Raw genomic sequence first — 13,376 nt, 5'->3', positions numbered from 1 at the left:
CCACCCCCCCTCCCGCAAGCGGGAAAGGGGAGACAGTCAGTGGGGGATTCCAGATACAAAAAAGCCGCTGGCCTTTCGGCGCAGCGGCTTTTTTACGACGCAGTCTTACGGGAAACTTACAGCGTCTTGCGTGCGGCAGCGATGGCGGCGCGTACCTGATCGGGCGCGGTGCCGCCGATGTGGTTGCGCGAGGCGACCGAGCCTTCCAGCGTCAGTACGGTATGCACGTCGTCGCCGATCAGCGCGGCCTTGTCGCCCAGCCCGGACACGTCGCGCAGTTCGGCCACGGTCAGGTCGGCCAGATCGCAGCGGCGGTCGTCGCACGCGCGCACGGCGTGGGCCACGGCTTCGTGGGCATCACGGAAGGGCAGGCCGCGCTTGACCAGGTAATCGGCCAGGTCGGTGGCGGTAGCGTAGCCCTGCAGCGCGGCAGCGCGCATGGCGTCCGGCTTGACGCTGATACCCGGCACCATGTCAGCGAAGATCCGCAGCGTGTCGACGATGGTGTCCACCGTATCGAACAGCGGTTCCTTGTCTTCCTGGTTGTCCTTGTTGTACGCCAGCGGCTGGCCCTTCATCAGCACCAGCAGGCCGCTCAGGTGGCCGAACACGCGGCCGGTCTTGCCGCGCGCCAGTTCGGGCACGTCGGGGTTTTTCTTCTGCGGCATGATCGAGCTGCCCGTGCAGAAGCGGTCGGCAATGTCGATGAAGCCAACACGCGGGCTCATCCAGATCACCAGTTCTTCAGAGAAGCGCGAGATGTGCGTCATCACCAGCGAAGCGGCGGCGACGAATTCGATCGCGAAGTCACGGTCGGACACGGCGTCCAGCGAGTTGCGGCAGACGCCGTCAAAGCCCAGTTGCTGGGCCACGAATTCGCGGTCGATCGGGTAGCTCGTGCCAGCCAGAGCAGCCGCGCCCAGCGGCAGGCGGTTCACGCGGCGGCGGCAATCGGCCATGCGCTCGGCATCGCGCGTGAACATTTCCACGTAGGCCATCAGGTGGTGGCCAAACGTCACCGGCTGCGCCACCTGCAGGTGGGTGAAGCCCGGCAGAATCGTGTCGGCGTTCTTGTCCGCCAGATCCAGCAGCGCGCCGCGCAGGTCGCCCAGCAGGCCGAGGATGTTGTCGATTTCGCTGCGCAGCCACAGGCGGATGTCCGTGGCCACCTGGTCGTTACGCGAGCGGCCCGTGTGCAGGCGCTTTCCGGCGTCACCGACCAGCGCGGTCAGGCGCGCTTCGATATTGAGGTGGACGTCTTCGAGGTCCAGCTTCCATTCAAACTGGCCACCCTCGATCTCGCCACGGATCTGCGTCATGCCCCGCTCGATCTCGGCGCGGTCGGCCTCGGCGATGATGCCCTGCTTTGCCAGCATGGCCGCGTGGGCCAGCGAGCCCTGGATGTCGAACAGCGCCAGGCGCTTGTCGAAGAAGACCGAAGCGGTGTAGCGCTTCACCAGGTCGGACATCGGTTCGGAGAAGCGGGCGGACCAGGCTTCGCCTTTCTTGGCAAGTTGGGAAGTCATGACAGGGGCAGGGCGGAAAATCGGAAACGGCGATTATATCGCTTGAGACGCCCCGAATCCCGGTGGTTTGCTCCCCTCTCCCGCGAGCGGGAGAGGGGCAGGGGGAGAGGGCAGGTGGCTCAAGATGCGATAGATGCCAATTTGAACCGCCGCGCCCTCTCCCCCGACCCCTCTCCCGCCGTGCGGGAGAGGGGAGCACCCATGCGTCGAAGCAGGCTCATTTAACCGCTATTCCGCAACCCAGCCGCCACCCCGTTGATCGTCAAGTGAATCCCGCGCCGCACGCGCACATCGTCGGCGTCCTTGCCGGCGCGGTAGCGCTTGAGCAGTTCCACCTGCAAGTGGTTCAGTGGATCGAGGTACGCGAAGCGGTTCTTGATCGACCGGGCCAGCAGCGGATTCTCCGCCAGCCGCTCCGCACGGCCCGTGATCAGGGCCAGCATGTCGCAGGTCAGGTGCCACTCGGCGCTGATGCGCGAGAACACCGTCTTGCGCAACGCGGCGTCTTCGCACAGCCCGGCGTAGCGCGAGGCCACGGCCAGGTCGGTCTTGGCCAGCACCATGTCCATGTTCGACAGCAGCGTGCGGAAGAACGGCCATGTCTTGACCATGCGCTTGAGCGTGGCGATGACGGCCTTGCGGGCCTTCTCGTCCGGAGCATCGTTCAGCAGGGATTGCACCGCGCTGCCGAAGCCGAACCAGCCCGGCAGCAGCAGACGGCACTGGCCCCACGAAAAGCCCCAGGGAATCGCACGCAGATCTTCGATCTTGCGGTGTTTCTTGTCCATCAGCTTGCGCGAGGCCGGTCGTGAACCGAGGTTCAGGTCGGCGATTTCCGTGATCGGCGTCGTGGCGAAGAAGTAATCCTTGAAGCCCGGGGTGTCGTAGACCAGGTGCCGGTAGCTCGTGAACGCGCGGTCCGACAACTGCTGCATGATGGCCTCGAAGCCTTCCAGTCCCGCTGGCGCGTTCTGCGTGGGCAGCAGCGAGGCTTCCAGCGTGGCCGCGATCACGGTTTCCAGATTTCGCCGGCCGATCTCGGCATTGGCGAACTTGCTGTTGATGATTTCGCCTTGCTCGGTCAGGCGGATCTGGCCGTTCACGGTGCCCGGCGGCTGCGACAGGATGGCTTCGTACGTCGGGCCTCCGCCGCGACCCACCGTGCCGCCGCGGCCGTGGAACAGGCGCAGCTTGACGCGGCGTTCCTCGAACAACTTCACCAGCGCGAGTTCGGCCTTGTAGAGTTCCCAGTTCGAAGTGAGGAAGCCACCGTCCTTGTTCGAATCCGAATAGCCGAGCATCACTTCCTGCTCGACGCCATGATGCTTGATCACCGAATCGAAGCCCGGCAGGTCCAGCAGCGATTCCATGATGCCGGCGGCGTTGCGCAAGTCCTCGATGGTTTCGAACAGCGGGATGACCATCAGCTCCATGCGCGCCGGATCGGTCTTGCTGCCCAGCGTGCCGCGCAGCATGCCGGCTTCCTTCTGCAGCAGCATGACCTCGACGAGATCGGACAGCGTTTCGGTGTGCGAGATGATGTAGTTGCGCGCCACGCGGTTGCCATAACGGGCACGCAGGTCACGGGCCATGCGGAAAATGGCCAGTTCGCTGCGGGTCTGCTCGGAATAGTCGTGCCAAGGCAACGTGAGCAGGCGCGGCTGGCGCAGCTCGGCCAGCAGCAGTTCCAGCTTCTTTTCCTCGGACAGTGCAGCGTAATCCTTCGCGATGCCGGCGGCCTGGAACAGCTCGGCGATCACGGCCTCATGCACGTCCGACACCTGGCGCATGTCCACCGATGCCAGATGGAAGCCGAAGATGGCGATGGCGCGCACCAGCGCGTCGATGCGACCGCGAGCCAGCGATTCCCCGTGGTGCGAGCGCAGCGAATCGACCACGATCTGCACATCGGCGGCGAAGGCCTCCGCGTTGTCGTACGGGGCCACATCGGCCACCGGGTGGCGCTGCGCCTCGTGGCCGGTGAGGTTTGTCGTGGTCGCGGCCAGACGCGCATAGATGCCGATCAGTGCTCGGCGATACGGTTCGTCGGCACGATGCTCGGAATGGTCGGGCGATGCCTCGGCCAGTGCGAGCAGCTCGGGGCTGGCATCGACCATCAGCGAGGACAGCGGCAGTTCCGCGCCCAGTGCGTGGACCTCGTCGAGATACCACTGCATGATCAGCGTGGATTGCTGACGCGAGGCGTACTCCAGCGTTTCGGCGGTCACGTTCGGATTGCCGTCGCGGTCGCCGCCGATCCAGGAACCCATCTGCAGGAAGGGCGCCAGCGGCGCAGGCGTAGTGCCAGCCTTGCTCTTGCGCGGGAACACGGTCGCGATGTCTTCCTCCAGTTCTGCCATCAGGCGCGGAATGCCATGGAGGAACGTGGTGCGGTAGTAGGACAGCGCGTTCTCGATTTCGTCCACGACCATCAGTCGCGTATTGCGCAGCATCCGGGTCTGCCAGAGCGTAGTCACGCGCGCGCGCAGTTGCGCCGTGTTGTGATCGCGTTCGCGCGCGGTCATCGGCAGGTCGCGCTCGGCCAGCAGGCGCGCAATCTCGCGCTCGGCGTCCAGGATCGACTTGCGCTGCACTTCGGTCGGGTGCGCGGTCAGCACCGGCATGATCAGCGAGTTGTCGAGGAAGTCGCGCAACTGCTTGCCGGTCACGCCGGCGGCGTCAATGGCTTCCAGCGCACGGGCCAGGCTGCCCGGCTGCGCCGGCGAGCCCGCCAGCGCATGCACGCGTCGGCGGCGGTTGTGGTGCTGGTCCTCGGCGATATTGGCGAGGTGCGAGAAGTAGCTGAAGGCGCGGACGACCGAATTGGTCTGATCGCGCGACAGGCGTTTCAGCAGACGGTCCAGCTCGGCCCCGGCGGCACGGTCGTTCTCGCGGCGGAACCGCACGGCGGTCTGGCGGATCGTCTCGACGAGCTCGAACGCGGCATCGCCTTCCTGCTCACGCACGGCATCGCCCAGCAGTCGGCCGAGGAAGCGGATGTCGTCGCGCAGCGGCAGGTCCTTGTCGGCGGCGCGGCGGGCGGGGGAAGCCGTGGTGGTCCCTTCGGGCGTCACCACGGTGAGCCTGGGCCGGGCGGATGCCTTGCGGGCGGGGGTGTTCGTGGATTTCGCGGGGGCGCCCGGCGTGGTGTCTTTCGCGTCATGCTGGCCTGAGGCTGGCGTAACTGACTTGCGGCCGGTGGAACGGGATCGGCCGGTAGGGCGCGCAGCAGGCTGCGTCATGAAACTATCTCCTCGTATCACTACGTTATAGATATATGTATTCGGCACAAGACAGGTACGCTTCGTCCTCTTCCTGGGTGCCGGAAGAGGATAGGGTGCGTGCTAACATGCGCGCATGCAAGCACCCGCCCAAACTACCGTCCAACCGTCCGCACAATCGCCGTCTGCGGCCTCCGCGTCTTCTCCGTCCGCTGCCGCCACAGATCGTAGCGCGCCGTCCCGCCTCGTGATCGCGTCGCGTGAAAGCAGACTGGCGATGTGGCAGGCGGAACATGTGCGTGCTGCGTTGCAACAATACTATCCCTCGTGCGATGTGTCCATTCTGGGAATGACGACACGGGGTGATCAAATTCTCGATAGGACACTGTCGAAAGTTGGCGGCAAGGGCCTGTTCGTGAAGGAGCTGGAAGTCGCGATGGCCGAAGGGCGTGCCGACCTGGCTGTGCATTCCCTCAAGGATGTGCCGATGGAGTTGCCCGAAGGGTTTGCCTTGACAGCCGTGATGGAGCGCGAGGATCCGCGCGACGCACTGGTGTCCGCCGAATACGCTTCGCTCGACGATATGCCTCCGGGCACGGTGGTCGGCACGTCGAGCCTGCGCCGCGAAGCCGCGTTGCGCAGCCGCTACCCGCATCTGGTCATCAAGCCGCTGCGCGGCAACCTCGATACCCGCCTGGGCAAGCTCGACCGTGGCGAATACAGCGCGATCATTCTCGCCGCCGCTGGCCTGAAGCGGCTGGGCATGGGCGACCGCATTCGCGCGCTGATCGGGCAAGACAGTTCGTTGCCCGCGGCTGGACAAGGTGCGCTGGGCATCGAGATCTGCTCGAACCGGCCCGAATTGGCCGAATGGCTTGCCCCCCTCAATCACTCCTCGACGTTGCTGGCCGTTTCCGCCGAGCGCGCCGTGTCGCGTCGGCTGGGTGGGTCGTGCCAGGTGCCGCTGGCCGCCCATGCGCGCTGGCACGACGACATCCTGCAACTCGATGCATTCGTGGCCTTGCCCGATGGCACGCGCAGCGTGCGTGCCCATGCCACGGGTCCGGTGAATTCGGTGCAGGCCGCAGAGGCCCTCGGCACCGCCGTGGCCGGAGACCTGCTCGCCCAGGGTGCCGACGCCGTGCTGGCTTCGCTCGCCACGGCCGGACCTGCCTGAGGACGCCCCGATGCCTCGCCCGACCGTCGTCGTGACGCGACCTGCCGGGCAGTCCCGGCAATTGACCGAAGCGCTGCAAGCCGCCGGTCTGGATGTACTGGGTTTTCCGCTGTTGGCGATCGGCCCTGTTGCGGATGACACTGCCATGCGCGATGTGCTGGCCCGGCTGGCCGAGTACGCGCTGGTGGTGTTCGTGAGCCCGAACGCGGTGTCGTTCGCGTTCGATGCGCTCGCACAGGTGCAAGGCACCACTGGCGCCGCGCAATGGCCGGTGGCGGTGCCCGTGGCCGTGGTGGGGCCATCGAGCGTGACCGCGCTGGCCGAGCGCGGCGTGACGGCGCCAACGTATCGGGTGATCGCGCCGGCCGGCGCTCAGGCCAGTCCCGAGCAGTCCCCCGAAGTGCCGCGCTTCGATTCCGAGGCGCTGTGGTCCGAACTCGACACCACGCCAGGTGCCTTCTCGGGCCGGCGTGTCCTGATCATCCGGGGCAACGGCGGCCGCGATTGGCTTGGCGACCGCCTGCGCGAAGCGGGCGCCACGGTGGATGCCGTGGAAGCCTATAGCCGCACGCTGCCCGAGCCCACCACCATGCAGTGGCAGGCGGTGCGCGACAGCCTCAAGCCCGCCGCGCCCCCCTACGCCTGGTTGCTGACCAGTTCCGAAGCGGTGCGCAACCTCGACGCGCTGGCGCGGTTGCACCTGTCGCCTCAGGAATACGAGCGCCTGAAGCAGGTGCAGTGCATTGCGCCCCATGCGAGAATTGCCACGCAAGCCCTGACACTCGGCTTTGCGCACGTGCTGCCTGCCGGACCCGGCGATGCCGGACTGCTGGCCGCCTGTACGCAATGGAGCAATGCCCATGCAGGGCCGGCCACGCCGGTGGCGACGCCGCCTGTGCAGACCGCGGCAAGCGCGGTGTCGACGGCAGAGCCGGCATCTGCCGCAACCCACGAATCAACCGGATCGCCCAGATCCACGACAACGAAGGCCGAACGCGTGACGCCAGACACTACGTCCTCCTCGTCCAGCCATGCCGCATCGTCTGCATCCTCGCAATCGACCAGTGCGACGGGTGCGTCGGGTGCAGCCGCCCATTCGATGAATCCGCCGCACGCAGCGCCCGGGGCTTCCCGCCGGATATCGCCGTGGTGGCCGGTGGCGGCGCTACTTGTGATTGCCATCGCCGCCGGCTTCTGGTGGCTCCAGATGCGGGTCGAACACCTGACCACGGAACTCGCCCGGCGCCAGCAAAGCAACGACGCGATGGTGCAGGAAACGCGCGTGCTCTCGAAGAACGCGCAGGACATCGTCAAGGAGTTGCAGGCGAAGGTCGGCGCGCTCGACGGACAGGTCGTGGAAGCGCGTGACAAGCAGGCCGCGCTGGAGCAGGTCTACCAGGACCTGATGCGCAATCGCGACGACTGGGAAATCGCGGAAATCCAGCAGTTGCTGACCAATGCCGGCCAGCAGCTCCAGCTCACCGGCAATGTCCAGGTGGCACTGGCGGCGCTGCAGAGCGCTGATGCCCGCCTGGCGCGTTCCGACAAGCCGCAGTACAACCAACTGCGCCGCGCCATCGCCCGCGACATTGCGCGGATGAAGGCCGTGCCCGATACCGACCTGACTGGCGCCGCGATCAAGCTCGACGAATCGATCAACCAGATCGATGCATTGCCGCTGCTGTCCGGCGAACAGATGCTCGACCGCACGCCGGGCGAAGGCCGCCACGCGGCGAAGGGTGCTTCGGCGCCTGCCGCCAGTACGGCTGCCCCGGCCGGCAATGTGCTGACGCGTACGTGGGACTACATCGTGTCCGAACTGGGTCACGTGATCCGCGTGCGCAAGGTGGACGATACCAACGCCTTGCTGCTGTCGGGCGACCAGGGCTGGTTCCTGCGCGAGAACGTCAAGCTGCGCCTGCTCAATGCGCGGCTGGCGCTGCTCTCGCGTAACGAGCCCGTGTTCCGCAATGACCTGGCGGCTGCCCAGGCGATGATCGGGCGCTATTTCGATACGCGCTCGCGCCGTGTGCAGGGCGTGCTGACGCTGCTCAAGCAGTCGCAGGCCAGCGCCGTCACCGTGTCGCTGCCGACGATGGCCGAAAGCCTCAGCGCGCTGCGCGCCCTGAAAAAGGAGTAGCCGCATGCGACTGCTTTTCTGGGTAGCTGTCCTATTTGGCGGCGCGGTGGGACTGGCGCTGTTCACGCAGTTCAATCAGAGCAACGTGGTGCTGTTCTACCCGCCGTACCGGGTGGAAATGTCGTTGAACCTGACACTGGCGCTGCTGCTGCTGGTCTTCTTTGTTATCTGGACGATCATGTCGGCGTTCCGACATCTCGCCGAGATGCCGCGCCGTGCCGCGGCCTATCGCGAACGCAGCCGCATGAGCAAGGCCCAGGCCGCGCTGCGCGAATCCATCGAAAACCTGTTCGCGGGGCGCTTCGCGCGAGCCGAACGGGCTGCCAAGGAAGCTCAGGTCTGGCCGGAGCAGGCGCAGACCGCCGCGCTCGTGGGCGCGCGTGCCGCGCACCGGATGCAGGAATCGGGGCGCCGCGATGCCTGGATGGCGCAAGTGACCGATCCTGATCGGGAGCAGGCCCGGCTGGTGTCGATGGCCGAACTGCTCGTCGATGCACGCGATGCCGAGGGTGCGCTTGAGACTATCGCTCAATTGCAGGAGAAGGGCGGTCGCCAGATCCACGTGCAGCGCATCGCGCTGAGAGCGCACCAGCATCTGAAGAACTGGACCGAAGTGCTGCGGCTGGCGCGCTCGCTCGAGAAACGCAACGCGCTGCATCCGGTGCTGGCGCTGCGGCTCAAGCAGATGGCCGTGGAGGCGATGCTGGAAGAGCGTCGCCATGACGCTGAGTCGCTCTATCACTTCTGGCGCTCACTGTCGGCCGATGAACGTCACGCGGTGCGCATCGCCGAACAGGCCGCACGCTATTTCTCGGCGCTGAACCGTCAGACCGAGGCGCGCCGCATCATCGAGGAAGCGCTCAAGGTGAACTGGGACAGCCGCCTTGTGCAGCGCTACGCCGACTGCGCAGAGCCCGGCAAGGCGCTGCCGCAGATCCAGCAGGCCGAACGCTGGCTCGTCGATCACCCCAACGATGCCGATCTCTACTACACGCTCGGGGTGCTATGCCTGGGCGAACAGCTCTGGGGCAAGGCACAGTCGAACTTCGAACGTACGCTGAAATACGCCGACCGCGACAGCCAGCGCCGCATCTGCGTGCGCGCGCATCTGGCGTTGGCGCGGTTGTTCGAGGAAACGGAACGGCCCGAGGAAGCGCAGAAGCATTATCGGGAAAGTGCGATGCTGGCGGCTTGATGGCCGCTTTTCCCGCTGTTGGTTTTCTCCCCTCTCCCGCTTGCGGGAGAGGGGAGAAAACCGAGAGGCGGCGAAAACTCTTCACTCTTCCCGCACCTTCGACCCTTTCACCTTCCCATACCGTTCCAGCGCCTCCATCCGCGCCACGCTGTGCTGCACGATGGGCCTCGGATAGTTCTCGCCCAGCCGGACCCCCGCAGCCGCCAGCACCTCATCCGGCGCTGTCCACGGCGCATGCACATATCGATCCGGCATCTCGGCCAGCACCGGCAGATACTTGCGAATGAACTGGCCTTTCGGGTCGAACTTCTCCGATTGCGTGACCGGGTTGAAGATACGGAAATAGGGCTGGGCATCGCAGCCGGTGGAGGCCGCCCATTGCCAGCCGCCGTTGTTCGATGAAAACTCGAAATCGTTGAGCTGATCGGCAAAGTATTGCTCGCCCGCGCGCCAGTCCACGCCCAGGTCCTTGACGAGGAAACTGGCCACCACCATGCGCAGGCGGTTGTGCATGTAGCCGCTCTGGTTGATCTGCAGCATGGCCGCATCCACCAGCGGGTAGCCAGTCTGGCCCTGGCACCACGCGTCGAGATACTCCTGGGTCGTGTCGGCATCCACCCACTGCAGCGCGTCGTATTCCGGATGGAAGCACTTGCCTTCGGCCACGCGCGGATGGTGGTGCAGGACCATGAAATAGAAATCTCGCCAGATCAGTTCGGACAGCCAGACGGCCGCGCCGGCGCTGGCCACGCCACCGTCGCGCACGGCTTCGTGGGCGGCGCACACCAGCGTGCGGATCGAGATCGTGCCGAAGCGAAGGTGAACAGACAGGTAGCTTGGGCCACGCACCGCCGGGAAATCGCGCCGGTGCCCGTAGTCGCCAATCCGTCCCATGAAGTCATCGAGCAAGGCCCGGGCGCCGTCGCTGCCTGTGGGCATGGCGATATCGGCAAGATTGGTCGGCGCGAAACCCAGCGAGGCCAGCGCAGGCAGGGCATGGCGATGGGCCGATGGCACCGGCGCGAGCGCTTTCGCATATGGTTCGACCGGATACTCCCGCAAGTCGAACGGCTGCACGGCCTTGAGCCACGCGTTCTTGTACGGCGTGAACACGCTGAACGGCTTGCCTTGCCCGGTCAGGATCTCGTCGGCCTCGAAGATGCACTGGTCCTTGAACGTCAGCAGATGGCGCGCGTCCCGGGCCAGCGCTTCGCGCACTGCTGCATCGCGATCGTTGGCAGCAGGTTCGTAGTCGTGGTTGGCGAAGACGACCTCGATGCCGAGTTCGGCGGCAAGGCTGGGGATGGCCTCGCGCGCTGTGTCATGGAGCACGATCAGGCCGCCGCCGGCCTCGGTCAGCGTCTGGCGCAGCGGTTCCAGTGACCGCAGGATGAACTCGACGCGACGATCCTGCTGGAGTCCGCGTTCAAGCAAAGGGTCTAGGATCTCGCGGTCGAAAACGAAGGCGCACCATACCTGGCGGCAGTGCTTGAGGGCATAATGCAGCGCCGCATGGTCGTCGGCGCGCAGGTCGCGCCGGAACCAGACCAGTCCGCGGTCATAATCCCGGTCGATCCGGTACGGCAGGCGCCCGGTGGCTGCGCCTGCGTCAGTGGAAGATTGAGGTGATCTCGGCATCGCCGTAACCTAACATAGCCACCAGTCATTCCGTATTTGAAGAGTTTTCCCATGGCCATCACACTCGACCGCATCCTTCAATCCCAGGGCTTTGGCACACGCCGCTATTGTGGCGATCTCGTGGAGGCCGGGCTGGTGGAGGTCAATGGCGAGCTGTGCGAGGACCCGGGCGCGCGCTTCGACGTGGATGGCCTGCGCCTGACCGTCGATGGCGAGGAATGGCTGGCTTGCACCAAGGCTTACCTGATGCTCAACAAGCCCACGGACTACGAGTGCTCGCAGAAGCCGCGCCACCATCCGAGCGTCTACAACCTGCTGCCGGTGCCGTTGCGCCAGCGTGAGGTGCAGGCCGTGGGGCGGCTCGATCACGACACCACGGGCCTGCTGCTGCTGACCGACGACGGCCAGTTCATCCATGCCCAGACTTCGCCCAAGAAGCAGGTGCCCAAGGTCTACGAAGTGACCACATTCGACCCGGTCACTCCCGAGCAGGTCGAGGCACTACGCACCGGCGTCAAGCTGGACGACGAGCCAGCCCCGATTGCCGCCGATGCCTGCGAGGCCATCGGCGAACGCACGCTGCGCCTGACGTTGATGCAAGGCAAGTATCACCAGGTCAAGCGCATGGTGGCCGCCGCAGGCAATCATGTGACGGCGCTACACCGGAGCCACATCGGCAATCTGGCCCTGGACCCGGCGCTCAAGCCCGGCGAATGGCGCTGGCTGACGGCCGAGGATCTGGCCGCGCTGAAGCCGTCGGCGGGTTGATGAGCTTCCGTTTCCGAGTTGGCCGAAGTGCGGAAAGCGTTGTTCGGACACAGAACATTTACGCAGAAGTCGGGCGTTGATTTGGTAGAATGCAAGCCATGGCGACGCCCGAAGCTCACATCAATCTCACCAATCAGTTCCTGATTGCCATGCCCGGCATGGCCGATCCGACGTTTTCGGGTTCCGTTGTCTACCTTTGCGAGCATAACGAGCGCGGCGCGCTTGGGCTGGTGATCAACCGGCCGATCGATATCGACATGGCGACGCTGTTCGACAAGATCGATCTCAAGCTCGAAATCCAGCCTGTTGCCCACCAGCCGGTCTACTTCGGCGGCCCGGTGCAGACCGAGCGCGGCTTCGTGCTGCATGATCCGGTCGGCATCTATGTGTCGTCGTTGGCGGTGCCCGGCGGTCTCGAAATGACGACGTCCAAGGATGTGCTGGAAGCCGTTGCCAATGGCAGCGGTCCGCATCGTTTCCTGCTGACGCTCGGTTACGCCGGGTGGGGCGCGGGGCAGTTGGAAGAAGAACTGAGCCGCAATGGCTGGCTGACTGTCCAGGCCGATCCAGAGATTATTTTCAGCGTGCCGCCCGAGGAACGTTTTGCGGCGGCCGTTCGCCTGCTGGGCATCGATGTGGCGATGCTGTCGGGCGAGGCAGGGCATGCCTGAGTTGCCGGGGCGCGAGACGCCCCACGACGGCACGGTGCTCGCGTTCGACTACGGCGAGAAAAAAATCGGCGTGGCGCTCGGTAATTTCATCACCCGGCAAGCACGCGCCCTCACCATCCTTCCCAATATTACGGTCGATGGCCGCTTCGAGGCAGTTGGCGCGCTGATTCGCGAGTGGACGCCTGTGCGCCTCGTGGTCGGCCTGCCGGTCAACCCCGATGCTGGTCCCGATGACGCCGAACAGGCTTCGATGCGGCTTGCACGCCGCTTCGGCAATCAGTTGAACGGTCGCTTCGACCTGCCCGTGGAATGGGTGGACGAGCGCTATTCCTCGCGTGCGGCGTCCATGGCGGGCGCCAAGCGCGGTGCACTGGACGCCGAGGCTGCCCGGATCATCCTGCAACAGTATTTCGACGAACTCCCGCTATGAACCAGACCTCCACTCCCGACGCCGAGGCGCTGTACCACGCGCTGCGCGACCAGGCCCAGGCCCTGATGCCGACCAGCGACCGTGCGCGCTGGTCGGTGGCCGGTATCCACTCTGGCGGCGCCTGGATTGCCGAGCGTCTGGCTGCGGATCTGAACCTGGGCAGCCACGGCGTGATCAACGTGGCGTTCCATCGCGATGACTATGCGAAAAAGGGTCTTCATAGTCAGGCGCAATCGACCACGCTGCCATTCGACGTGCAGGATCGCAACGTCCTGCTGATCGACGACGTACTGGCCACCGGCCGCACGATCCGCGCCGCGGTCAACGAACTGTTCGACTACGGGCGCCCGGCCCGCGTGGCGTTGATGGTGCTTGCGGACCGTGGTGGCCGCGAGTTGCCGTTCGCTGCCGAGTTTGCCGCCACCACTGTGGACCTGCCGCAAGACAAGACACTGGTGCTGTCACACCAGGGTGAGGGCGCCGCCATGCGTTTTGCCTTCGCCACTGAAGCGCGCACCTGAGCGCCGAGCCGGTGTCAACCGGCACCGCCCCTTGCGCGTCAAGCACCCCAGCCATACCTAGACCGAATCCAGCGCCCGACCCACCTGCC

General features: G+C 65.5%; 10 protein-coding genes. 7 read left to right on the top strand and 3 right to left on the bottom strand.

What is annotated here, in order from left to right; genetic code table 11:
• Nucleotides 1-116 precede the first annotated feature (116 nt).
• Both argH and ppc read right to left on the bottom strand, forming a co-directional pair.
• Nucleotides 117-1,526 carry an argininosuccinate lyase gene (gene argH / locus FFS21_RS24345; protein ID WP_137927272.1) on the bottom strand — a complete coding sequence of 470 codons (1,410 nt, stop codon included), beginning with the start codon at nt 1,524-1,526 and terminating at the stop codon, nt 117-119.
• Nucleotides 1,527-1,747: 221 nt separating this feature from the next.
• Nucleotides 1,748-4,768 (bottom strand): phosphoenolpyruvate carboxylase, encoded by a 3,021-nt coding sequence (gene ppc / locus FFS21_RS24335; RefSeq protein WP_137927271.1) that lies wholly within the window; start codon nt 4,766-4,768, stop codon nt 1,748-1,750.
• Between the two features lie 115 nt (nt 4,769-4,883).
• Here ppc and hemC point away from each other — a divergent pair, with 115 nt between their 5' ends.
• Genes hemC through FFS21_RS24320 form a run of 3 tightly spaced genes read left to right on the top strand, consistent with a single transcriptional unit; the run spans nt 4,884 to nt 9,259 of the window.
• Nucleotides 4,884-5,924 carry a hydroxymethylbilane synthase gene (gene hemC / locus FFS21_RS24330; RefSeq protein ID WP_137927270.1) on the top strand — a complete coding sequence of 347 codons (1,041 nt, stop codon included), beginning with the start codon at nt 4,884-4,886 and terminating at the stop codon, nt 5,922-5,924.
• A gap of 10 nt (nt 5,925-5,934) precedes the next feature.
• Nucleotides 5,935-8,064, top strand: a complete 2,130-nt coding sequence (hemDX, locus tag FFS21_RS24325; RefSeq protein WP_137927269.1) for a fused uroporphyrinogen-III synthase HemD/membrane protein HemX — start codon at nt 5,935-5,937, stop codon at nt 8,062-8,064.
• 4 nt (nt 8,065-8,068) lie between these two features.
• Nucleotides 8,069-9,259: a heme biosynthesis protein HemY gene (locus tag FFS21_RS24320; protein WP_137927268.1), complete on the top strand. Its 1,191-nt coding sequence runs from the start codon at nt 8,069-8,071 to the stop codon at nt 9,257-9,259.
• A gap of 81 nt (nt 9,260-9,340) precedes the next feature.
• On the opposite strand, the gene FFS21_RS24315 is transcribed toward FFS21_RS24320, so the two are convergent.
• Nucleotides 9,341-10,897, bottom strand: a complete 1,557-nt coding sequence (locus FFS21_RS24315) for a cryptochrome/photolyase family protein (protein WP_137927267.1) — start codon at nt 10,895-10,897, stop codon at nt 9,341-9,343.
• Nucleotides 10,898-10,948: 51 nt separating this feature from the next.
• On the opposite strand from FFS21_RS24315, the gene FFS21_RS24310 reads away from it, so the two are divergent.
• From FFS21_RS24310 to pyrR, 4 genes are all read left to right on the top strand, one after another.
• A complete protein-coding gene (locus tag FFS21_RS24310; protein ID WP_137927266.1) occupies nt 10,949-11,665 on the top strand; it encodes a pseudouridine synthase in 717 nt (238 codons plus the stop codon).
• 98 nt (nt 11,666-11,763) lie between these two features.
• A complete protein-coding gene (locus tag FFS21_RS24305) occupies nt 11,764-12,336 on the top strand; it encodes a YqgE/AlgH family protein (RefSeq protein ID WP_137927265.1) in 573 nt (190 codons plus the stop codon).
• Entirely contained in the window at nt 12,329-12,766 is a 438-nt protein-coding gene (gene ruvX / locus FFS21_RS24300) for a Holliday junction resolvase RuvX (RefSeq protein WP_137927264.1), read from the top strand. Before FFS21_RS24305 ends, ruvX begins: the two co-directional genes overlap by 8 nt.
• A complete protein-coding gene (pyrR, locus tag FFS21_RS24295; RefSeq protein WP_137927263.1) occupies nt 12,763-13,287 on the top strand; it encodes a bifunctional pyr operon transcriptional regulator/uracil phosphoribosyltransferase PyrR in 525 nt (174 codons plus the stop codon). Before ruvX ends, pyrR begins: the two co-directional genes overlap by 4 nt.
• Nucleotides 13,288-13,376 lie beyond the last annotated feature (89 nt).

This window comes from Cupriavidus sp. 2SB (assembly GCF_005503625.1).
Classification (GTDB): domain Bacteria; phylum Pseudomonadota; class Gammaproteobacteria; order Burkholderiales; family Burkholderiaceae; genus Cupriavidus.
Note: the sequence above shows the minus strand (reverse complement) of the source record. Positions and strands in the feature narration are given on the sequence as shown.

Bases quoted from the DNA above. Each gene is read 5' to 3' on its own strand.
- argH (WP_137927272.1), bottom strand. From the start codon at position 1,526: ATGACTTCCCAACTTGCCAAGAAAGGCGAAGCCTGGTCCGCCCGCTTC.
- ppc (WP_137927271.1), bottom strand. From the start codon at position 4,768: ATGACGCAGCCTGCTGCGCGCCCTACCGGCCGATCCCGTTCCACCGGC.
- hemC (WP_137927270.1), top strand. From the start codon at position 4,884: ATGCAAGCACCCGCCCAAACTACCGTCCAACCGTCCGCACAATCGCCG.
- hemDX (WP_137927269.1), top strand. From the start codon at position 5,935: ATGCCTCGCCCGACCGTCGTCGTGACGCGACCTGCCGGGCAGTCCCGG.
- FFS21_RS24320 (WP_137927268.1), top strand. From the start codon at position 8,069: ATGCGACTGCTTTTCTGGGTAGCTGTCCTATTTGGCGGCGCGGTGGGA.
- FFS21_RS24315 (WP_137927267.1), bottom strand. From the start codon at position 10,897: ATGCCGAGATCACCTCAATCTTCCACTGACGCAGGCGCAGCCACCGGG.
- FFS21_RS24310 (WP_137927266.1), top strand. From the start codon at position 10,949: ATGGCCATCACACTCGACCGCATCCTTCAATCCCAGGGCTTTGGCACA.
- FFS21_RS24305 (WP_137927265.1), top strand. From the start codon at position 11,764: ATGGCGACGCCCGAAGCTCACATCAATCTCACCAATCAGTTCCTGATT.
- ruvX (WP_137927264.1), top strand. From the start codon at position 12,329: ATGCCTGAGTTGCCGGGGCGCGAGACGCCCCACGACGGCACGGTGCTC.
- pyrR (WP_137927263.1), top strand. From the start codon at position 12,763: ATGAACCAGACCTCCACTCCCGACGCCGAGGCGCTGTACCACGCGCTG.